Annotated in this window: 14 protein-coding genes and 1 tRNA gene; 3 read left to right on the plus strand and 12 right to left on the minus strand. The window is 65.4% G+C overall.

The genetic code is table 11. The features are described 5' to 3' along the window. Positions 1-302 precede the first annotated feature (302 nt). A complete protein-coding gene (locus D0T11_RS00760; protein ID WP_119653867.1) occupies positions 303-2579 on the plus strand; it encodes a B12-binding domain-containing radical SAM protein in 2277 nt (758 codons plus the stop codon). Positions 2580-2697: 118 nt separating this feature from the next. On the opposite strand, the gene D0T11_RS00765 is transcribed toward D0T11_RS00760, so the two are convergent. From D0T11_RS00765 to D0T11_RS00785, 5 genes are all read right to left on the minus strand, one after another. Further along, entirely contained in the window at positions 2698-3117 is a 420-nt protein-coding gene (locus D0T11_RS00765; RefSeq protein ID WP_119653868.1) for a hypothetical protein, read from the minus strand. Positions 3118-3273: 156 nt separating this feature from the next. Continuing rightward, a complete protein-coding gene (locus D0T11_RS22375) occupies positions 3274-3873 on the minus strand; it encodes a hypothetical protein (RefSeq protein ID WP_182888184.1) in 600 nt (199 codons plus the stop codon). Between the two features lie 352 nt (positions 3874-4225). Then, positions 4226-5317, minus strand: a complete 1092-nt coding sequence (locus tag D0T11_RS00775) for a dienelactone hydrolase family protein (protein WP_119653869.1) — start codon at positions 5315-5317, stop codon at positions 4226-4228. Positions 5318-5447: 130 nt separating this feature from the next. Further along, positions 5448-5984, minus strand: a complete 537-nt coding sequence (locus D0T11_RS00780; RefSeq protein WP_119653870.1) for a GNAT family N-acetyltransferase — start codon at positions 5982-5984, stop codon at positions 5448-5450. Between the two features lie 47 nt (positions 5985-6031). Then, positions 6032-6274, minus strand: a complete 243-nt coding sequence (locus tag D0T11_RS00785; RefSeq protein ID WP_119653871.1) for a hypothetical protein — start codon at positions 6272-6274, stop codon at positions 6032-6034. A 198-nt stretch (positions 6275-6472) separates the two neighbouring features. Here D0T11_RS00785 and D0T11_RS00790 point away from each other — a divergent pair. Both D0T11_RS00790 and D0T11_RS00795 read left to right on the plus strand, forming a co-directional pair. Further along, positions 6473-6545 (plus strand) — tRNA-Gly (locus tag D0T11_RS00790). Between the two features lie 130 nt (positions 6546-6675). Further along, entirely contained in the window at positions 6676-7398 is a 723-nt protein-coding gene (locus tag D0T11_RS00795; protein WP_119653872.1) for a hypothetical protein, read from the plus strand. A gap of 33 nt (positions 7399-7431) precedes the next feature. On the opposite strand, the gene D0T11_RS00800 is transcribed toward D0T11_RS00795, so the two are convergent. The 7 genes from D0T11_RS00800 to D0T11_RS00835 all read right to left on the minus strand — a co-directional run bounded on the left by D0T11_RS00800 (position 7432) and on the right by D0T11_RS00835 (position 19661). Beyond that, on the minus strand, positions 7432-8451 hold the full coding sequence (locus D0T11_RS00800; RefSeq protein WP_119653873.1) for a LacI family DNA-binding transcriptional regulator: 1020 nt from the start codon (positions 8449-8451) through the stop codon (positions 7432-7434). A 302-nt stretch (positions 8452-8753) separates the two neighbouring features. Beyond that, positions 8754-11219, minus strand: a complete 2466-nt coding sequence (locus tag D0T11_RS00805; protein ID WP_119653874.1) for a glycoside hydrolase family 2 TIM barrel-domain containing protein — start codon at positions 11217-11219, stop codon at positions 8754-8756. A 354-nt stretch (positions 11220-11573) separates the two neighbouring features. Then, positions 11574-12389: an SDR family oxidoreductase gene (locus D0T11_RS00810; protein WP_119653875.1), complete on the minus strand. Its 816-nt coding sequence runs from the start codon at positions 12387-12389 to the stop codon at positions 11574-11576. Positions 12390-12463: 74 nt separating this feature from the next. Then, the gene (locus D0T11_RS00815) at positions 12464-13654 is read right to left on the minus strand and encodes a glycoside hydrolase family 88 protein (protein ID WP_119653876.1); all 1191 of its coding nucleotides are present in this window, start codon (positions 13652-13654) and stop codon (positions 12464-12466) included. A gap of 37 nt (positions 13655-13691) precedes the next feature. Then, entirely contained in the window at positions 13692-14882 is a 1191-nt protein-coding gene (locus D0T11_RS00820) for an alginate lyase family protein (protein WP_119653877.1), read from the minus strand. Beyond that, positions 14882-16312 (minus strand): RagB/SusD family nutrient uptake outer membrane protein, encoded by a 1431-nt coding sequence (locus D0T11_RS00825; protein WP_119653878.1) that lies wholly within the window; start codon positions 16310-16312, stop codon positions 14882-14884. The genes D0T11_RS00820 and D0T11_RS00825 overlap by 1 nt, the downstream gene beginning before the upstream one ends. Before the next feature lie 289 nt (positions 16313-16601). Further along, positions 16602-19661, minus strand: a complete 3060-nt coding sequence (locus D0T11_RS00835) for a SusC/RagA family TonB-linked outer membrane protein (RefSeq protein WP_119653879.1) — start codon at positions 19659-19661, stop codon at positions 16602-16604. Positions 19662-19801: the final 140 nt, after the last annotated feature.

Genomic DNA, 19801 nt, shown 5'->3' on the forward strand with positions numbered 1-19801 from the left:
TTGGGCTTTCCGGGTGCTGGTATTCCGGTTTGCCCTCGGAGGCCCCTGCCGCCGGGCTCCTGCGTGCTGGCCCGGGCAGCGGCGCAGCCTGGCCGCCGGGTGGGCCAGCGGTGGCGGCAGCGGTGGCGGCAGCGGTGGCGGCAGCGGTGGCGGCAGCGGTGGCGGCAGCGGTGGCGGCAGCGGTGGCGGCAGCGGTGGCGGCAGCCTGTTCGGGAGCAGCAACGGGACAGCACCGGCCGGTAGCCGTGCGCGGGGCCGTACCTTTGGGGCACCTTTACCGCCGGTTGGCGGTTGTTGCTCCCGTGTCTACTTCGTCGTCGCCCCGCATCCTGCTCATTACCCCGCCGCTCACCCAGCTCAACACCCCCTACCCGGCCACGGCCTACCTGAAGGGGTTTCTGGGCGGGCGCGGCTACCGCGCGCAGCAGGCCGACCTGGGCCTGGAGCTGGTGCTCAGGCTGTTCTCGCCGGCGGGCCTCACGCGGGTGTTTGCCGAAATTGAGGCCGGGGAGTTTGCCCTCAGCGACAACGCCCGACGGATGGTGCGCCTGCGCACCAGCTACCTGAGCACGATAGCGCCGGTTATCCGGTTTCTGCAAAACAAGGACAACACGCTGGCCTCCCGCATCTGCCACGCCCGGTTCCTGCCCGAAGCCAGCCGCTTCGACAACGTGGCCGACCTGGAAAGCGCCTTCGGCACGATGGGCCTCACCGACCAGGCCCGCCACCTGGCTACCCTCTACCTCGAAGACCTGGCCGACCTGATCAAGGAAACTGTGGGGCCGCAGTTCGGCTTCTCGCGCTACGCCGAGAAGCTGGCCATGTCGGCCACCACGTTTGAGCCCCTGCACGAGGCCCTGCAAGCCCCCCCCAACCTGCTCGACCGGATGCTGGAGGAGCTGCTCGATGAGCTGCTGGCCCGCACCCAACCCGACATTGTGGGCTTCACGGTGCCCTTCCCCGGCAACCTCTACGGGGCTCTGCGCCTGGCCGGCCGCATCAAGCACACCCGCCCCGGCACCTACACCCTGATGGGCGGCGGCTACCCCAACACGGAGCTGCGCACCATCAACGAACCCCGCTTCTTCGACTATATCGACTTCCTGACCCTCGACGACGGTGAAGGCCCCTGGCTGCATTTAATTCAAGCTATTAGCTTTGAGCTGTTAGCTGTTAGCTCTCCGCTAGATGAGCTGAACCAGCTGAATCTGGACGAAAGAGCTGTTAGCTATCAGCTAATAGCTAATAGCTCGATTAAGCTCCAACGCACCTTCCTGCGCAATGCGGCCGGCCGGGTCGAGTACGTCAACCATCCCGCGCCCGACATTCCGCACCCCGAGGTGGGCACGCCCGACTACTCCGATTTGCCGCTGGGCGAGTACCTCTCGGTGATTGAGGTGCTCAACCCCATGCACCGGCTCTGGAGCGACGGGCGCTGGAACAAGCTCACCATTGCCCACGGCTGCTACTGGAAGCGCTGCTCGTTCTGCGACGTGACCCTGGACTACATCGGGCGCTACGAAACGGCCCCGGCCACCCTGCTCGTGGACCGCATCGAGCAGATCATTGCCCAGACCGGGCAGACCGGCTTCCACTTCGTGGACGAGGCCGCCCCGCCCCTGGCCCTGCGCGATTTGGCCGTGGAGCTGCTGCGCCGCCGGGTCAGCATTACGTGGTGGGGCAACATCCGCTTCGAGAAAACCTTCTCGCCCGACCTGTGCCGCCTGCTGGCCGCTTCGGGCTGCATTGCCGTGAGCGGGGGCCTGGAAGTGGCCTCCGACCGCCTGCTGGCCCTCATGGAAAAGGGCGTGACCATTGCCCAGGTGGCCCGCGTGACCGACGGCTTCACCCAGGCCGGCATTATGGTGCACGCCTACCTCATGTATGGCTTCCCCACCGAAACGGCCCAGGAAACCGTGGATTCGTTGGAAGTGGTGCGCCAGCTCTTCCAGGCCGGCATCGTGCAGAGCGGCTACTGGCACCGCTTCTCCATGACGGCCCACTCCCCGGTGGGGAAGAACCCGGCCAAGTACAAAGTGGCCGCTATCGGCCCCGAGCCCGGCAACTTCGCCTGGAACGACCTCTGGCACGAGGACCCCACCGGCACCGACCACGAGCAGTTCGGTCCCGGCCTGGCCAAGGCCCTCTACAACTACCTGCACGGCGTGGCCCTGGCCGAGCCCCTCAGCTTCTGGTTCGACTTCCGGGTGCCCAAAACCACCGTGCCCCGGCAGCTCATCCCCAAAGCCCTCCAGGAGCCCACCAAACCCGATTTCGCGAAGCAGAACCTGCGCCTGTTCTGGCTGGGCAACGCCCCCGAGCTGCTGCCCCTGGATACCCGCCCCGGAGCCCGCGCCACCCTCGTCTTCTACGAGCAGGCCGAGGACTTCGAGCTCAAAACCACGCCCGCCCTGGGCCAGTGGCTGCTGGAGCTGCTCACCCGCCTCAGCACCGACTACGACACCAAACTCCTGCTCAAGGAAGCCGCCGCCACCTTCCCGGCCGGGCAGTCGTTCGAGCAGTTCCTCCAGTCGCCGGCGTGGTTGCTGCTGCGCGAAAAGGGGCTGCTGCTGGTGTAGCGGCCGGGGCGGTCGGACTCAGCGGCCACACAAAAAGAGCCTGATCGTGGAAACCAGGCTCTTCTTTTTGGGGTGTTCTGCGGGCATCCGGCCCGGCGGTTGGCCCGGCGGCAGGGCGCTAGCCCGGCAGCGCGTCGTGGCGGGCCTGCACCTGGGCTTTGCAGTCCTGGTAGCCGGCGAGCTGGCGTTGGGCGGCGTCGAGCTCACGGCGGCGGCGGAAGGCTCCGCGGCCACCCTGCCCGCCCAGCTGGTCGTCCTGGAGCTTCTCCCGTTCGCGCTTGAGGCTGCGCAGGTGGAGTTCTTCCTTGGTGCGGGCCTCCCCGGCGGGCATCGTGACTACGCGGCTTTCGAGGGGCGTAATCTGATCCGTGAGGGAGATAATGTTGGCCGTGTCGGTTTCGGCCTCGCTGGTTTGCAGCGTGGCCGACCGGGCGGCGGCCGTAATCCGGAACTCGGTGCGCTCAATGTCGGCCTGGGTGTCGGCCAGAACGGCCAGGCAGTCGGCGCGGGTGAGCAATAATTCAACGGGGTACTCCATACAGATAAGGGATAAGAAGGTGGAAGCAGCGCGGCGGCGTGCCGCCCGGGTCTAACGCTCCCACCAGCCCCGGTAGTATCCGGTCGGCCAACTATTTTATTCCGCACCGGGTATGCGGGCTTCGTTGGGGCGCGAAAGCGACTGGGATGAGCCGGGCTACGCCACGTCGGGCAGGGCGGCCCCGGCCAGGTAGGCCCGCAGGCAGGCCGCTTCCCGGAGCCAGGCACTGCGGCGGGCGTCCAGCAGCACGGCCGCCACCGGGCCGGCCGGGGCGGCGGGGTCCAGGGCATCGGTAGCCTCTTCGAGCAGCCGGACCAGCCAGCGCCGCCGCCGCGCCAGGGCGGCTGCCTCAAGGGTAGTGGCAGAGGCACTGGCGAGAAAGGCCAGCAGCAGCGGGCCGGCTACCAGGCGGCGGGCCGCTACGCCGTGGGCTGCCTGCAGGGCCGCGTACTGCTGGCCCAGGCGCCGGGCCTGGTAGTGGCACTCGGCCAGCCGGGCCAGCACCAGGGCCGGACCGGCCGACGGTACGGCAGCAGCCTCCGGGGCGGGTTCAGGCAGGGCGGTTGCGGTAGTTTCGGCCAGGGCCAGGGCCGCTACCCAGGGCCGCAGCCAGGGCCGGGCGTGGGCGGGCAGCTGCTCGCGGTCGGTTTCCACCAGGGCCAGCAGGGAGCGGCTCAGCCCCAGCCAGGGAGCCAGCATGGGCTGCGACAGGCCAAAGCAGCTGCGGACGGCGCGTAAGGAGGCGGCACTGCTCATGGGCGAAAAAAACCAGGGGAAGGCCCGATCAGAGGGACCACTTCAAACCTAACCGTTTTTTCATTGCCATCAAAAGCCGTTAGGTTACCCGTTACCTAACCGTTTTTCGCCCGGGCCGCTATAGTGTTAGGTAGTGGGTAACCTAACACTATAGCGGCCCGGGCGAAAAACGGTTAGGTAACGGGCGCGCGTCCGGCGACCCGGCCCGGCCTAGCAGATCAAGTACCCGTCTGCTTTCCGGCTTCGGCTCCTACCCTTATGCCTAGCCCTTAGCCACGCTGGCTCCCCCTGGCTTACGCTGGCCCGACTTACGCGGCGCTAAACCCACACCAGCGTAAACCGCACTGGCCTCCTACCGTTCTTTCAGCCAGTCGACCAGGCCGGTCCAGTACTCGGGGGCGGGCTGGGGCCACTGCCACTGGCCATCGGGGCCGGTGCGGGCGGGCCGCAGGAAACCAGCCGTTGCCTGCGGAATAGTGCGGATTTCGGTGCCGCGGCGGTAGCCCAGGGCCGGGCGCAGGCGGCGGGCACTAACGGCGGCCTGCACGGTGGTATCGAGGCCGGCGTAGTAGGCCAGGGCCGGAATGCGGAGCCGGTTGAGCACCTGGTAGGGCTGGGCTGCCTCGCGGGTAGCAACGGGCGCGGCTTCCAGCACCACGAAGCTTGGGTGGGGCCGCTGGCCGGCGGCCCCGGCTACTTGCTGGCACCCCGGCCCGCGCCCCCAATAGCCCACCCGCCCCGAATCGACGGCGGCCTGGCGGCGCAAACCCGCCAGTGCGGCCACTGCCCCTTGCCAGGCCAGGGAATCGGGCGGGCCGGCGGCGGGGGCCGCCACGGGTACCAGCAGCGCCGCGATGCCGTGGCGGGCCAGGTAGGTGGCGCGGCGGGCGGCGGCGGCCGTGGCGGCGGGCGGCATGAGCAGGGCCAGGGCCGGGTGGCGGGCCAGGGTATCGTCGGGCAGCAGCAGGCGCAGGCGTTGGGTGCCCACGGCCAGGGTGGTTTCGCGGTAGCCCGGCGCGGCGGCCTCCCCCCGGCGCACCCACACAAAATCGGCCTGCACGCTGTCCCAGCTCAGCACACCCCGCAGGAAGTCGCCCTCGCGCACGGCCTGAATCGTGATGCTGCCCGCCTGGTCGGGGTGCTGTTCCAGCACCAGCTGGGGGGCGCGGTAGCGGGCCGTGGCGGCGTCGAACTCCAGGCCCGGCACCTGGGGGAAGCTAACGGCCGCCGTGAGCTGGCCGGGCCGGGTTTCGCGCAGCTCCAGGGCCACCCGCAGCTCGGTGCCCTGGTAGCTGATGGGGCCTTCGTAGTGGCCCGTGGGCAGGGGCAGGGCCGTGGCCGCCTCGGAGCCACCGTTGCCGGAGCAGGCGCTCAGCAGCAGGGCCCCGGCCAGCAGCGGGCTCCAGCAGGCAAAACCAGCGGACGGCAAGCGAATCAGGTGCACGGGAAAAACGGAGGGTGAAAGGCCGGCAAAGGTAACGGACTGAACCAGAACGTGGGCTGACAGGCCACGAGTACCCCACAGCCAGCACGCGACGCGAAGGGCCGCGTTTCTACAGACCACCGGGTGACAGTTACAGGCCTTTGCGCAGGATGAGGTCGGTTTGCACGTCGGAGCCCATGGGGAAGGCGTGCTCCCCGAGGGGGCGGAAGCCGAAGCGCTGGTAGAACAGGCGGGCGCGCTCGTTCTTTTCCCAGACGCCCAGCACCACGGCCCGGCACTTGTGCTGGCGGGCCTCCTCGATGGCCCGGCGCATGAGGGCCGCGCCCAGGCCGGTTCCAATCCAGTCTTCGGCCACGTAGAGCCGCTCGATTTCCAGCCGGTCCTCGGGCGTCTTGTCGGGGTCGAGGCCCAGGGTGGAGCGCACTTTCAGCTTGGCGTAGCCCACCACTTCCTGCACCATCTGGGCCAGCAGAAACACCGTGTCGGGGTCCTGGAGCTCGGCCAGCTGCAAGGCCGGGCCGAAGGTGGCCGCCTCGTAGGCCGCCATATCCTCGGGGCGGTTCTGGGCGGCGTAGGTATCGTGGAACATGCGTTGGCCCATTTCGGCCAGTTGGGCCGCCGTGGCGGGGGTGCGTTTGGCAACGGTGATGCGGAGCGGAGACGTCATGGGGCAGCGGGGCAAAGCGGGAAACGTGGACCGCAAAGGTAGCGCGCCTAATCCACGGTGTCGTTGCCGCGCAGCTCGCGCCAGCCGTAGCGCAGCATCATCACGGAGGCCACCAGCATCATCAGGCGCACGACCAGGGCCGTGGAGCTGAGGCCGCCGGTTCCCAGGCGCTGGTACTCGGCGTACATAATCCAGAGTTGCAGGCCCACGCCCAGCAGCAGCAGCACGCCGCCCGTCAGAAACAGCCAGGCAACGATACGACGGGTAGTGGGGGGAAGAGGCCAGGCCATAGGACAGGGGGTKGGGGAAGTGAAACAATAAGCCGCCAGCAGAAAGCCGCCGCCTAAGCTACACCGGCCGCCAGCAAAGGCGCAAACCAGCCCGGGCAGCGGCTACATGCGGGGTGCTGCCGGCCCCGGCGCTGCCTTCGATACGCAACCCGGTTGGATTTCGATTTTCGCGGTGTACTTTTGCCCTTACCAAACCCCGCGAGAGTAGCTCAGTTGGTAGAGCATCAGCTTCCCAAGCTGAGGGTCGCGAGTTCGAACCTCGTTTCTCGCTCACTGTAAATCAGCCACTTGCCTTTCGAGGCGAGTGGCTTTTTTATTGACGGTTTACCCGCCGGATTACGCAGATTCTTACTACCTATACCAGCCTTCTACTGAACAATCCGCTATAAACCCGCCACATCGTGCCCGTACGCTTAGCTTTTTATCTCCTGCTTATACTGTGCGGCGCCTGCCAGCCGACTACCTTCCGCCAGTGCCCCAACCCGCACACCGACCCAACCAAACGGCTGTACAACGATATCGTAACCGAGCTGATTGAACGGCGCTTCTACAACGCGTATCTGCCCGAAAAGGAGCGGGAGGAACTCTGGAGGCATTTTGCGGAGGTGGACCATGCTGGGAGTTCTGGCCCCAACGATTCCGCGTGGCACCAAGCCCGGAATGCCCGCCTCCAGAACCAGTTATTCCAGGACTCGGCCCATTTTCAGACGTTCTACCTGGATATATCGCCTACGAAGAGCGCGCTGCGGCTGGCCGAGTTGCCCGATTCCTTCCCCGCACTGAGGCCCTGGTCAGACATTGTGGCCATGATAACGGCCCTCACGCCCCACCAGCCACAGGCGACACTGGACAGGCTAAACCACGTTCAGACAGCCATGCAGGCGGCGGAATTTCAACTTTGTACCGCACGTTTGCGGACCCTGAACAATGAGCAGCACCAGCGAGAATCGGCGGCGAGGACTATTACCCTATCGGAAGTCGTTTTCAATGCCCGCCAGGATCAGGCCCTGCTGAGCTATGGCTGGCGGTGCGGCTCGCGGTGCGGTTTTGGGGAAGTCCTGCTGGTAGAGAAAACCAACGGGCGCTGGCACATCCGGCAGGCTGTTCAAACCTGGATTTCCTGACACTTCTGCGGCTCATTGCCTGGCCGGTTGGCATTACTGCCCGCTCGCCGTGGAGCGGCGCGGGACCAGGGTGGACTTTAGCTCCACGCTCTGGCTGGGCAGGATGGGGCGCTTCTTCTCGATGGCGCGCAGCAGGATGCTGGCAGCTTCCTTACCGATTTCGTAGGCGGGCTGGGTGATGGTGGTGAGGGCCGGAGCGAGCAGGGCCGCCACTTCGAGGTTGGAGAAGCTGATGACCTTCACCTGTTCGGGAATGGCGCGGCCCAGGGCCTCGCAGGCCAGGTAGCTACTGATGGCCAGCCGCTCGGCGGAGGCAAACATGCCGTCGATTTCGGGGCGGGTGCGCAGCAGTTCCGTGATGCGGGCGGTATTCTCGGCGTCGGGGCCGGCCCCGTCGAAAACCAGCGCCTCGTCGAAGGGCAGGCCATGGGCGGCCAAGGCGGCCTGGTAGCCCTGCATCCGGATGCGGCCGATGGAGAGGTTGCCGGAAATGAGCAGGTGGGCAATGTGGCGGCAGCCCGCTTTAATGAGGTGTTCGGTGGCCAGGTAGCCGCTCTCGTAGTCGTTGGTGGTTACGTTGGCCGTGTTCAGGGCCTGGCACACCCGGTCGAAGAACACGATGGCGGGCTTGCTGACTTGCAGGCTTTGCAGGTGGGAAAAATCCTGGCTGCCGCTGGAAACCGACATGAGCAGTCCATCGACCCGGCCCCCGGTCAGGTACTGGGTGATGGCCACCTCCCGCTCGTAATCGTCGTGGGTGAGGTAGATGAGCACGTGGTAGTCGTTCTGGCGGGCCACTTCCTCAATGCCGTTGATAGCCAGGGAGAAGAAGTGGTTGTTGACCTCGGGAACAACCACGCCAATGGTTTTGCTGATGTTGCGGCGCAGGCTGCTGGCGTAGGCGTTGGGCTGGTAGTTGAGTTCGGCCGCCAACGCCCGCACCCGCTCCTTGGTTTCGGCCGACACTTCATGACTATCCTGCAACGCGCGGGACACGGTGGCAATGGAGAGGTTTAATTCCTGGGCAAGCTGTTTGAGCGTCACGGAACTCATGCGGAGGGAAGGGGACGAGGTCGGGTAGAGCAGCAAAAAAGCGGTTCTTGCTCCCTAAAGCTACTTCAATTACGCCAACATCGCCAACGGTGCCCGCCAGGCGGATTCCGCTACCTCAGAAGCCGGATTACTCATCCATCAGAACGTCATTCCGAGCGAAGCCGAGGAATCTCGCGTGCTGACGTTGAGTTACTATTCCAACGTCAGCACGCGAGATTCCTCGGCTTCGCTCGGAATGACGTTTTGATGGCCTGCCAATTGCCGGTTGGCTCCGGTCACGGCCCCGGCCGGGCGCGCCTTTTCTACCAGGCCAGCAGCACCGGGGGCAGCTTTTCGGCCTGCACGCTCAGGGCGGCGGGGCCGGGGGCGGTGCGCACCCGGATGATGGCCCGGCCGTTGTAGGCCTCCACCACCCGCGCGCCGGACGACGTGCCCAGGTTATCGAGCAGCTGGCCGGCACCGGTGAAGCCGAAGCGGAGGCGGGTTTTGGCGTCGAGGCAGCGCACGCCCCCGGCATCGAGTACGGCGGCCTGGTAGGTAGCCACGCCGGCTTCTTCGCCCAGCTTTTCAAGAGCCAGCCGGGCGGGTGGTCCCCAGGTTTCGGTCTGGTAGATTTGATTGATCTGGTCCTCCACCACCGTTTTGCCCCGGCGGGCCACCACCCGCAGCACGTTGGGGCCGGCGCTCAGGGGCACCAGCCAGCGCAGGCCAGCGGCCGGGAAGTTCTGGCTGTCGCGCTGCTTCACGCCGTAGCTTTTCCCGTTCACGAACAGCTCGGCCTCGGGGCAGTTGGAGTAGGCTTTCACCATCTTCAGCTCCCCGGGCAGGCCCCAGCGCACGGGCCAGGAGTGACCGTAGAGGTGCACCATCGGGGCGGTGGTCCAGTACGACTGAAACACGTAGTAGGCCTCCTTTTTGGTGAAGTCGCGCTCCACCACGCCCTTCTGGTTCAGGTAGGGCACCGGGTTTTCGGGACGGACGGGGGTGGAAAAATCCTTGAACGGCCAGTAGGCCGCGCCGCTGAGCCAGGGCATGGTTTCCTGCTCCTTGAGGTGCCAGTCGATGAGGTTACAAATGTACGTTTCGCTCCAGTCGCCGTCCTTCGAGACGCGAGCCGCCCCACCAATAAGGGCGGCGTCGCCGGCCCGCTCGTCGGCCCCTTTGCCGCCCGAAATACCGGCCAGGGCCTTGTCGGGGCTTTCGGAGTGGCGGCCGGCGTGGCTGTCGCCGCCCCATTCCACGTGCAGGAAGCGCTTCACGCCCGCGAATTCCTTCTCCGATACTTCTTTGTAATCGGTGTAGCTGCCCCGGTACCAGCCCGCCCAGATGGAGGGCGAGTACACGTCGGGAATGTCTTTGCAGAAGTCGCAGCGGCGGATGGCGGTGTAACGGCCGGGGTCGAGCTGGTGGGCCAGGTCGTTGAGCTCCGTCATGTAGGCCCGGATTTTCTGCTGGTCGAACGCGGGGAAGTCGTTGGGCCAGTCATTTTCGTTGCCCAGCCCCCAGATGATGATGGCCGGGTGGTTGTAGTGCTGCTGCACCATGTTGGTCATCATGCGCTTGCCCTGCGCCTGGTACACCGGCCCGCCCAGCCCGCCCCGGCACCACGGAATTTCCTCCCACACGGTGATGCCCAGCGAGTCGCAGAGCCGCAGCACGATGCGCGACTGTTGGTAGTGGCCCAGCCGGATAAAGTTGACGCCCATCTGCTTCATGAGCACCATTTCCTCCCGGATGAGGGACTCGGTGAGGGCGGCGGCCACCCCGGCGTGGTCCTCGTGGCGGTGGGTGCCGCGCAGCAGCAGGCGCTGGCCGTTGAGCGTAAAGGGCCCGTGCTCCACGAACTCGATGTGGCGGAAGCCGATTTGCTCGGTCTGCTCGTAGGCCCCGGCCCCGCTGCCCACCGTGGCGCGCACGGTGTACAAAGCCGGCCGGGCGGGCGACCATAATTGCGGATTCTTCACCCGGAAACTACCCAGCGCCACTTCCCCGGCCGCGGCCATAAGGGTGGTTCGCTCCTGCCCCACCACCCGTCCGCGCGGGTCGAGCAGGCGCAGGGTAACCGGCACCGGGCCGGCGGGCCGGGGTTCGCGCAGCACGCCCCGGAGGGTGAGCCGGCCGAGCCGGCCAGCCGCGTCCACTTCGGCCCGGGCGGCGAGGCGCTCCAGGGACACGGCCGGCACGTAGGTCAGGTTGAGGTAGCGGTAGAGGCCCCCGTAGAGGTTGAAGTCGGACAGGTCGGAGGGCATCATCTCCAGGTCGCGGGTATTGTCGCTGCGAATGGAGAGCGGGATGAGGCCTTTGAACTGCTCCTGGGCAGCCTTGCTCTGCCGGAAGGCGGCCAGCGCGTCGGTAATGTCCAGCGTCCATTCGTCGTAGCCGCCCACGTGAGAGCCCACTTTGGTGGTGTAGAGGTAGACGTCGGTTTTCTGGCCGGCTCCCTCGAAGTGGAGCAGCGTGCGGCCGCCGGGGTACGGGTTCTGCACCGCCAGGCGGGTGCGGTACCAGCCGGGACCCTGGTAGTAATTCACGTCGGGGTCCACGGCATCAAGGGCGTTAAAGCAGTGGGGCAGCGCAACGGGCGTCCAGAGCGGCACGGTTTCGGGCGAGCCGGGCGCGGCCGGGCGCACGGCCTCCCAGATGCCCCCGAGGTCCTGGCGCACGAACTCCCAGCCCGTAGTCAGGCGGGTGCTTTGCTGGGCACGGGCGGGCTGGAGGCCGGTGAGCAGCAGGAGAAGCGCGAGGCGAAGGAGCAGCGGGAATTTCAACGGGAGCGGGAATTGGACCTCACCCCCCTGCCCCCTCTCCCTGGGGAGAGGGGGTGCCAGGCGCGGGCCGGTGGTGGAGTAGTGAGTCGTGAGTCGTGAGTCGTGAGTCGTGAAATCTACGGACTAGAAGCTGGCGCTAGTTCCCCTCCTTGGAAAATGTCGCGCATCAAGCGAGTGTGGGTTAGGGGTGGTTGATGCTGTCCGCACGGAACACGCACGAGTCGACCCAGTGGGTTGTTCAAGGAATCAACCACCCCTAACCCACACTCGCTTGATGCGCGACATTTTCCAAGGAGGGGAACTAGTTTTAGTTTCTAGTTCGCCGCTTAGGGTATCCCCATTTCACCACTGCCCCTACACGCCCCCGAAAATCGAGAAGCCGCCATCCACGCAGATCATGGAGCCGGTAACGAAGCGGGAGGCGTCGCTCAGGAGCCAGATGAGGGCCCCTTGCAGCTCGTCGGGGTGGCCGAAGCGCTTGAAGGGGGTCTGGCGGATGACCAGCTCGCCCCGGGGCGTGAAGCCGCCGTCGGGGGTGGTGAGCAGGTTGCGGTTCTGCTCGGTGAGGAAGAAGCCGGGGGCCAGGGCGTTCATGCGCAGCTTGTCGCCGTGGCGGTTAGCCATTTCCACCGCGAACCACTGGTTGTAGCAGTCGACGGCGGCCTTGCCCATGTTGTAGCCCAGCACCTTGGTAATGGCCCGCTTGGAGTTCATGGACGAGATATTGACGATGCTGCCGCCCCCCGACTCGGCCAGGGCCGGCCCGAATACCTGGGTGGGCCGGATGGTGCCCCAGAGGTTGAGGTCCATGACCCGCTGCATGCCTTCCAGGTCCATGTCGAATACGTCGGTGGCGGCATCTAGCACGCCGTCGGGGGCGTTGCCGCCGGCCCCGTTCACGAGGCCGTCAAGGCGGCCGAAGGTGTCGAGCATACGCTGACGGGCGGCCCGGAGCTGGTCCATATTGAGCACGTCGGCCACCAGGGCCACGGCCCGGCCGCCCCGGTCCCGGATGGCGGCGGCCCGGGCCTCGGCCACCTCGGCGTTGCGGCCCAGAATGCCCACGGCCCCGCCGGCCCCCACGATACCGTTGATAAAGGCGTCGCCCAGAATGCCGGTACCCCCGGTTACGACAATAGCTTTATCCTGTAATGAAAACTGGTCAGTCATGTAACGGCTGATTGAGAGAATGAGGGTTTCCGGCGCAGCCCACGTAGGTGCTGCGCCGACTAAAAATTACTGCGCTACTTCGGCAGCCGGGCGTAGTGCTGGTAGCGCCCGAGGGCTTCGAGGAAGTAGTAGTCGGCGTACACCAGGGGCACATCCACTTCGGAGTTGATGGGCTTGTGGCCGGTGCTGTGCTTGAGCAGAAAGAAGTTGTTGGTGCCCGTTTCGGCCAGGTAAGCCGGGGAGCACAGACTGGTCAGCATGGCCGTGGCCGCCCCGTAGTACGGCGCGTCTTTGGGTACGTACCGACTCAGCTCCAGCAGCCCCGAGGCCGCCACGGCTGCCGCCGAGGCATCGCGCGGGGCTTCGGGAATGGCGGGGTCGTTGAAGTCCCAGTACGGAATGTGGTCGGGGATGCGGGCGGTCTGGAGCAGGAAGTAGTCGGCGGCGCGGCGGGCGGTGGCCAGGTAGCGCGGGTCGCGGGTTTCGCGGTAGAGCATGGTGTAGCCGTAGATGGCCCAGCCCTGGCCCCGGGCCCAGCAGGAGTTATCGGCGAAGCCCTGGTGGGTGCCGGCCGTGCGCAGCTGGCCGGTGGCGGGGTCGAAGTTGAGCACGTGGTAGGTGCTGCCATCGGCCCGGAAGCGGTGCTGCATATCGGTGTTGGCGTGGCGGCGGGCCAGGCGGGCGAAGCTGGAGTCGCCGCTGAGCCGGGAGGCGTTGAAGAGCAGCTCCAGGTTCATGAGGTTGTCCACGATTACCGGGTAGGCCCACTGCTCGGCGTGGTGGTCCCAGGACCGGATGGCGCCCACCGTGGGGTTAAACCGGGTAGCCAGGGAAGCGGCGGCCTGCAAGAGCACGGCGCGGTAGGCGGGGTTTTTGGTCTGGGCGTAGCCCTGGCCGTAGGAGTCGTTGAGGATAAAGCCCAGGTCGTGGGTGGTGGTGATGAACTGCTCGGGGGCCAGGGTTTCGGTGAAGGCGGCGGCGGCCCGCTGCCACCGCTGGTGCCCGCTCAGGGCAGCCAGCTGCCAGAGGTTGCCGGCGAAAAAGCCGCTGGTCCAGTTGCGCGACGTGGTGCGCAGCAGGCTGCCGTCGGGCGCGGTGCTGCGGGGGTGCAGGGTGCTGTCGGGGTACTGGCGCAGGTAGGCCGCGTACTGGGCCTCGGCCCGCGCCACGGCCAGGGCCACCGGCACCGGGGCCGGCCGCTGGGTCCGGACCGCCGCACAACCCAGCAGAAAAAAACCGGCCAGCAGAAAAAATACGTGTCTCATGGGAAAGGAAAACAAGGCGGAAGGCAGCAAGAGCCACTTATAAGGCCCAGGGCACCGGCACGTAGTCGGGGCGGCGGGCAAACACCCCGGCCGTATTCAGGTCGGGGTAGCGGCGGGCGGCCTGGTGGTAGAGGTGCAGGATGGTTTGGTCGGAGGTGGCGGCCGCGTCGGGCTTGGCCATCTGCCGCTGGCCCAGCAGGTAAGGGCGGAACCAGTCCACGGCGGCGCGCAGGCCCCGGCCATCGGGCGTGGCGTAGTGCCAGAGGTCGAGGCCGGTGTGGGGGGCCAGTTGGGCCAGCTGCACCCAGCCTTGCAGGTTCATGGAGGTGTAGTTCCAGGGGCGGGTGCGCGCCAGCTCCAGGGGCTGGGCGCCGTCGGGCTGGAACTGCACCGCCACCCGGGGCCAGGTCTGGGTTTGCAGAATCCGGCGGGCCAGCTGCTCGTCGCCCGTAAACAGGGCAAAGTCCACCACCTGCACGTCGTAGAAAGTGCCGTGGTTGTTCTGGGCCGCGCCCTCCGGCCGGGCCACCGGGCTGGTCAGGAGCCAGGTGGTAAAGTCGCGGAACCAGGCTTGCAGGCCCGTTGTCAGCGGCACGTCTACGGCGCGGCTGCCGGCCAGCAGGGCCAGCGCATCCGGGATTTTCACCAGGTGGCGGGTTTCGATGATGCCGAAGTTGCGGCCGTTGTTAATACCCGGAATGCCCTGCCCGAAGTTCAGGTTGGGATTCATGCGGGTGGCCGGGTCCAGGAAAAACACCCGCAGCAGGTCCGCGGCCTTCTCGGCGTAGCGCGCCTCCCCCGAGAAGTAATAGGCCAGGGCCAGCGTCTGCACGTCGGCGCACAGCTTGCCCAGGGTTTCGCTATCCTTCATGGCCGCCGACTCCGGGTTGCGCAACCCGTCCTTCTGCATGTAGGGCTTGCCGTCGGGCTTGCTGGGGTCGGGCCACCAGTACGGGGCCTGCGAAATGTAGTCGTGCTTGTCGCCGCTGGGCGGGGTCTGGGGCTTGCCCACAATGGTATACGGCTCCCGTTTCAGCAGCTTACCGGCCTGGTCCAGCAGGGCCTGCACCTGCGGGGTTTCGGGCTGATGACGGGCCTGATACGCACTTTTGTAGGCGCTCAGGACGGCGGAATCGAGCAGCAGCCACCCCGTGGGGGCGGCCGTTGCAGCGGCGCGCCCCGGGGTAGTCAGCAGCCAGCCCACCAAAAAGAAAAGAAGCAACCGCATTAGTTATAGCCGGGATTCTGGGTCAGGTTGGGGTTGAGAATCCGCTCGTTGGTCGGAATCGGGAACAGGTAGTACTTGGGCTCCACGCTGGCCACGATGGTGGGCTTGGAGGCCACTACCGTTTGCTCCAGCCGCTTCAGCCGGGTCAGGTCGTACCAGCGGTGGCCCTCAATGCATAGCTCCCAGCCCCGCTCGCGCACCAGCAGGTCGATGAAGACCTCCTTGGTGCTCGTGCCGGTTAGGGGCGCGAGGCCGGCGCGCACCCGCACAGCATTAATACCCTCGTACTTCTTGGGGTCGGCGGGGTTGAGGTTGTTGAGGATTTCCGATTGCAGGAGCAGAATATCGGCGTAGCGCGCCACCAGGTAGTTGGCCCGCGAGTCGTTGGTGATGCGCAGCGGGTCCTTGAACTTCACGAAGTAGTAGCGCGGCAAGGTGGTAGTACCGGCCTTGTTGGTGATATTCCAGGCCCGGCGCACGTCGGTGGCGGCGTAGGATTTCTCGAAGGTGGGCTCCACGCTGAACGTGCCCAGCCCGTCGGACACGATTTGGGAGGGCGTAAACTGGCGCACGATGATGCTGCCGATGTTGGGCGGCAAATCGAACTGGATGGAGAAGATGTGCTCCGGGCCGTTTTCCTTGTCCGGGTCGAACACGTCGGAGTAGGTGGGCACCAGGCGGTAGAGGCCCGAGCTCATCACCCGGTTCACGGCGCTCAGCGCGTCGGCCATGTCGGTGGGCTTGGCGGCCGGGGTGCCGGCGCGGGTCAGGTACACCTTGGCCAGCAGCGCGGCGGCGGCCCCCTTGGATACCCGGCCCTTCTCGTTGCCGGCAATCTGGTTTTCGGCCACGCAGTTAGCTTCCGCGAACTGCAAATCGGCTAGTACCTGCTCGTACACCTCGGCGGCCGGCGTGCGGGCGGGCTTCAGGTTGTCGCCCGGCGACTTCACGGTGCTCAGCACCAGGGGCACGTCGGAGAAGCAGCGCACCAGGTCGAAGTAAGCCATACCGCGCAGGAAACGGGCGTTGCCGATCAGGTTGTTCTTGCGGGCCTCGTCCATCTGCACGCCGGGGGCGCGCTCAATCACGTCGTTGGTCCGGTTTATCAGCAGGTAGATGCTGGTCCACCAGTTGTTTACTTCGTTCAGGCGCTCGTCGTAGTTGAAGCGGGAAAGTTGGGCGCGCTCATCGGTGCTGGAACCCACGCGCACGTAGTCGCCGGGCAGCTCCGTCATCTGCCAGGCCGTGCGCCCGAAGTAGAGCTGGGGCAGCATGGCGCCAAACGCCCCGTTCAGGCCCGCCACCACGTCGTTTTCGCTGGTATAAAACGTTTCGGAAGCCACAAAGTCGTACGGGGTTTCTTCCAGAAACTTCTCGCAGGAACCCAGGCTCAAACCCAGCAGGCTTAACAGTAGGAGGTGCTTTTTCATGTCAGATAGGTCAGAATCAGAGGGTGGGAATCAGTGGCCAGTGTTCAGTTGCCAGTTGCCAGTTGTCAGTTGTCAGTTGTCAGTTGCCAGTTGTCAGTGGCCAGTTGTCAGTTGCCAGTTGTCAGTGGCCAGTTGTCAGTTGTCAGTTGTCAGTTGCCAGTGGTCAGTGGTCAGTGGTCAGTTGTCAGTTGCCAGTTGTCAGTTGCCAGTTGCCAGTGTTCGGTTGGTGCTTGTTGAACAGCCTGACAACTGGCAACTGACAACTATCAACTGACAACTGGCAACTCAACTAGAAGCCCATTTTCACGCCCACGATGAAGGTGCGGGTGCTGGGAAAGGCGTTGTAGTCGGTGTTCAGGCTCAGGTTGTCGCGGCCGAAGGAGTTCACCTCCGGGTCGTAGCCCGAGTACTTGGTCCACGTCACCAGGTTTTGGGCCGTTACGTACACGCTGGCCGACTTGATGGGGCCGCTGAACTTGGGCACCGTGTAGCCCAGGGTCACGGTTTTGAGGCGCACGAAGCTGCCGTTTTCCACGTAGTCGCTGATGATGCCCGTGGAGCGGCGCACCGTGCTGCCGGCCCGCGGGATGTTGGTATCGGTGTTGGAGGGCGTCCAGCGGTTGGTCACCGACTTGAGCTTGTTGGTGCCCGTCAGGCCCGATTCCAGCTCGTAGCGGTTCAGGTTGAGCACATCGGAGCCCTGCACGCCCTGCACGAACACGCTCAGGTTGAAGCCCCCGTAGCGGACGTTGTTGGTGGCCCCGTAAATGAACTTGGGCTGGGCATTGCCGATAATCACCCGGTCGGCGGAGGTAATCTGGTTATCGCCGTTCTGGTCCACGTAGCGCGGGTCGCCGGGCCGGTAAGTGGGCCGGGTGATGCCGCTGGCCGTAATCTCATCCTGCGACTGCCAGAGGCCGGCCGACTGGTAGCCGTAGAACGAGCCGATGGGCTCGCCCACCCGCAGAATGCTGGTGAAGCCCACGCCCGAGCCCACGAACAGGCTGGAACTCGACTGCCCCACCGGCCGCTCAAACTCGCCGTTCAGGTCGAGCACCTTGTTGCGGTTGAGTGAGAGGTTGAGGTTGGTGGTCCAGCCGAACTGCGGGGCGTCGAAGTTGGTGGTGTTGAGCGCGAATTCGAGGCCCTTGTTCTCCACGCTGCCCGCGTTGAGCAGAATGGTCTGGAAACCCGTGGTGCGGGGCACGGCCACTTGCAGCAGCAGGTCGGTGGTTTTCTTGTAGTAGGCGTCGGTCGTGAAGCTGATGCGGTTTTTGAGAAAGGCAATGTCCAGGCCCACGTTGCTCGAGGAAGTGGACTCCCAGCGCAGGTCGGGGTTGCCGATGTTCTGGGGGGCCAGCCCCACCAGGCGGGTGTTGCCGCCGGCGTAACCGGCCACGTCGTAGCGCTGCAACGACTGGTAGTTATTGATTTCCTGGTTGCCCGTAATGCCGTAGGTTGCCCGCAGTTTCAGGTCGCTCAGGGCGGTGAGGCCCTGCATGAAGGGCTCGTCGATCAGGCGGTAGGCGAAGGCAGCGGAGGGGAAATAACCCCACTTGTTGTTGGGTCCGAAGCGGGAGGAGCCGTCGGCCCGCATGGTGAACGTGAACAGGTACTTCTCGAACAGGCGGTAGTTGACGCGCCCGAAATAGGAGGCCAGCGCGTTGGAGTAGCGGCCGGAGCCCGGCGTGAGCAGGCTGGCCCCCAGGGAGATGTTGTCGGAGCCCAGCGTGTTGGTAAAGAAGTTGGTGTTCGAGACGGAGAAATCGTTGCCGAAGAACTTCTGGAACGTGAGGCCGCCCACCACGTTGAGGGCGTTGTTCTCGTTGATTTTCGTGTCGTAGGTCAGCGTGTTTTCGTTGAGCCAGCTGTATTGGTTCACCTCGCCCCGGGTGGCCAGGCCCTTGTTGAGGCGGCCCAGGAAGATGTCGTTGGGCCGGTAAATATCGATTTGCGTGGTCCGGTAGTCGAGGCCGGCCGTGGAGCGCAGCGTGAGGCCCTGGATGATTTCGTAGTTGCCGGCCAGGTTGAACAGGCCCCGGGCCGTGGTGCGGTGGTCCTTGGCCTTGAGGGCGTAGGCCACCGGGTTGCCCACGTTTTCCACGTAGGGCAGGGGCGTGGCCGAGAAGGTGTACTCGCCCGTTGCGTCGCGCACCGGAATAATGGGGCTGATGCGCAGCGCATCGAGCAGCACGCCCCCGTTGCTGCCGCCCGAGGAGTTGACGAAGGCGCGCTTTTCAAAGGTGCCCGCTATCTGGCTCGTGAGGCTGAAGCTGAGCTTGTTACTGATTTTGCGGTCGAGGTTGAGGCGCATGGTGCCTCGCTGAAAACCCGAGTTGAGGATGATGCCTTCCTGGTCGAAATAGTTCAGGCTCAGGTTGTAGCGGGTGCCGTTGTTGCCGCCATTAAAGCCGAGCTGGTAGTTGCTCATGCGGGCCGTGCGCAGAATCTCGTCCTGCCAGTCGGTGCCCTCACCCAGGGAGTCGATCTGGCCCGCGCGGTAGGGCTGGGGCAGCGTGCCGCCCGATTCCGAGTTCACGTCGTTCAGGTACTGGGCAAACTCACGGGCGTTCATCAGCTCGTACTTCCTGCGCACCACCTGGATGCCGGTGTAGGCCTCGAAGTTGATGGCGTTGCGGCCGTCTTTGCCCTTTTTGGTGGTGATGATCACCACGCCGTTGGCCCCCCGCGAGCCGTAAATAGCCGTGGCGGAGGCATCCTTGAGAATCTCCACTGACTCAATATCGGAGGGGTTGATGGAGTTCAGATCGCCGGCCCCAGGGAAGCCGTCCACCACAAACAGAGGCTCGTTGCCGGAGCTGATGGAGTTGGTGCCCCGGATGCGGATCGAAATATCGCCCCCCGGCTCGGCACTGGTCTGCGTGACCTGCACGCCGCTCACCCGGCCCTGCAAAATCTGCTCGGGGCGGGTAATGGGCGTTTCGGCCACCTGCTCAGCCGAAATAGAGGCCACCGAACCCGTAATATCGCGCTTGCGCTGGGTGCCGTAGCCCACCACCACCACGTCGCTCAGGGTGGTGGTTTGCTCCGTCAGGCGGATGGTGATGGGCGCGGTGCCGGTCACGTTCACCTCCTGGCCCGCAAAGCCCACGTAGGACACCACCAGCGTGGGGTTGGCCTCCGTGGTGGTGAGCGTGAACGTGCCGTCGCCGTTGGTGCTCACGCCCTGGGTAGTACCCTTGATCAGCACGGTCACCCCGGGCAGGGTCGCCTGGTCGCCGGCGCTGAGGATGCGGCCGGTGATTTGCCGGGTGGTTTGCGCGTGCAGCGCCCCGGTTGCCAGCAGTGGAAGCGCACCCAGCAGCAGAAGGTGTTGAGGTTTGAGCATAGGAGGGGGATGTGGATTGGGGGGGATTTCGGGACTCAAGTACCTAAAACTTCCCCGGCCGGAAAGGCGAAATGCCCTATTTATCTACGGAAACGTTTACATGTTGCACTTTACCGGTCATACATATAACCAATTCAATA

The organism is Hymenobacter rubripertinctus, assembly GCF_003583925.1.
Lineage (GTDB): Bacteria > Bacteroidota > Bacteroidia > Cytophagales > Hymenobacteraceae > Hymenobacter > Hymenobacter rubripertinctus.

Bases quoted from the DNA above. Each gene is read 5' to 3' on its own strand.
- D0T11_RS00765 (WP_119653868.1), bottom strand. From the start codon at position 3,117: ATGGAGTACCCCGTTGAATTATTGCTCACCCGCGCCGACTGCCTGGCC.
- D0T11_RS22375 (WP_182888184.1), bottom strand. From the start codon at position 3,873: ATGAGCAGTGCCGCCTCCTTACGCGCCGTCCGCAGCTGCTTTGGCCTG.
- D0T11_RS00780 (WP_119653870.1), bottom strand. From the start codon at position 5,984: ATGACGTCTCCGCTCCGCATCACCGTTGCCAAACGCACCCCCGCCACG.
- D0T11_RS00785 (WP_119653871.1), bottom strand. From the start codon at position 6,274: ATGGCCTGGCCTCTTCCCCCCACTACCCGTCGTATCGTTGCCTGGCTG.
- D0T11_RS00800 (WP_119653873.1), bottom strand. From the start codon at position 8,451: ATGAGTTCCGTGACGCTCAAACAGCTTGCCCAGGAATTAAACCTCTCC.
- D0T11_RS00810 (WP_119653875.1), bottom strand. From the start codon at position 12,389: ATGACTGACCAGTTTTCATTACAGGATAAAGCTATTGTCGTAACCGGG.
- D0T11_RS00815 (WP_119653876.1), bottom strand. From the start codon at position 13,654: ATGAGACACGTATTTTTTCTGCTGGCCGGTTTTTTTCTGCTGGGTTGT.
- D0T11_RS00820 (WP_119653877.1), bottom strand. From the start codon at position 14,882: ATGCGGTTGCTTCTTTTCTTTTTGGTGGGCTGGCTGCTGACTACCCCG.
- D0T11_RS00825 (WP_119653878.1), bottom strand. From the start codon at position 16,312: ATGAAAAAGCACCTCCTACTGTTAAGCCTGCTGGGTTTGAGCCTGGGT.
- D0T11_RS00835 (WP_119653879.1), bottom strand. From the start codon at position 19,661: ATGCTCAAACCTCAACACCTTCTGCTGCTGGGTGCGCTTCCACTGCTG.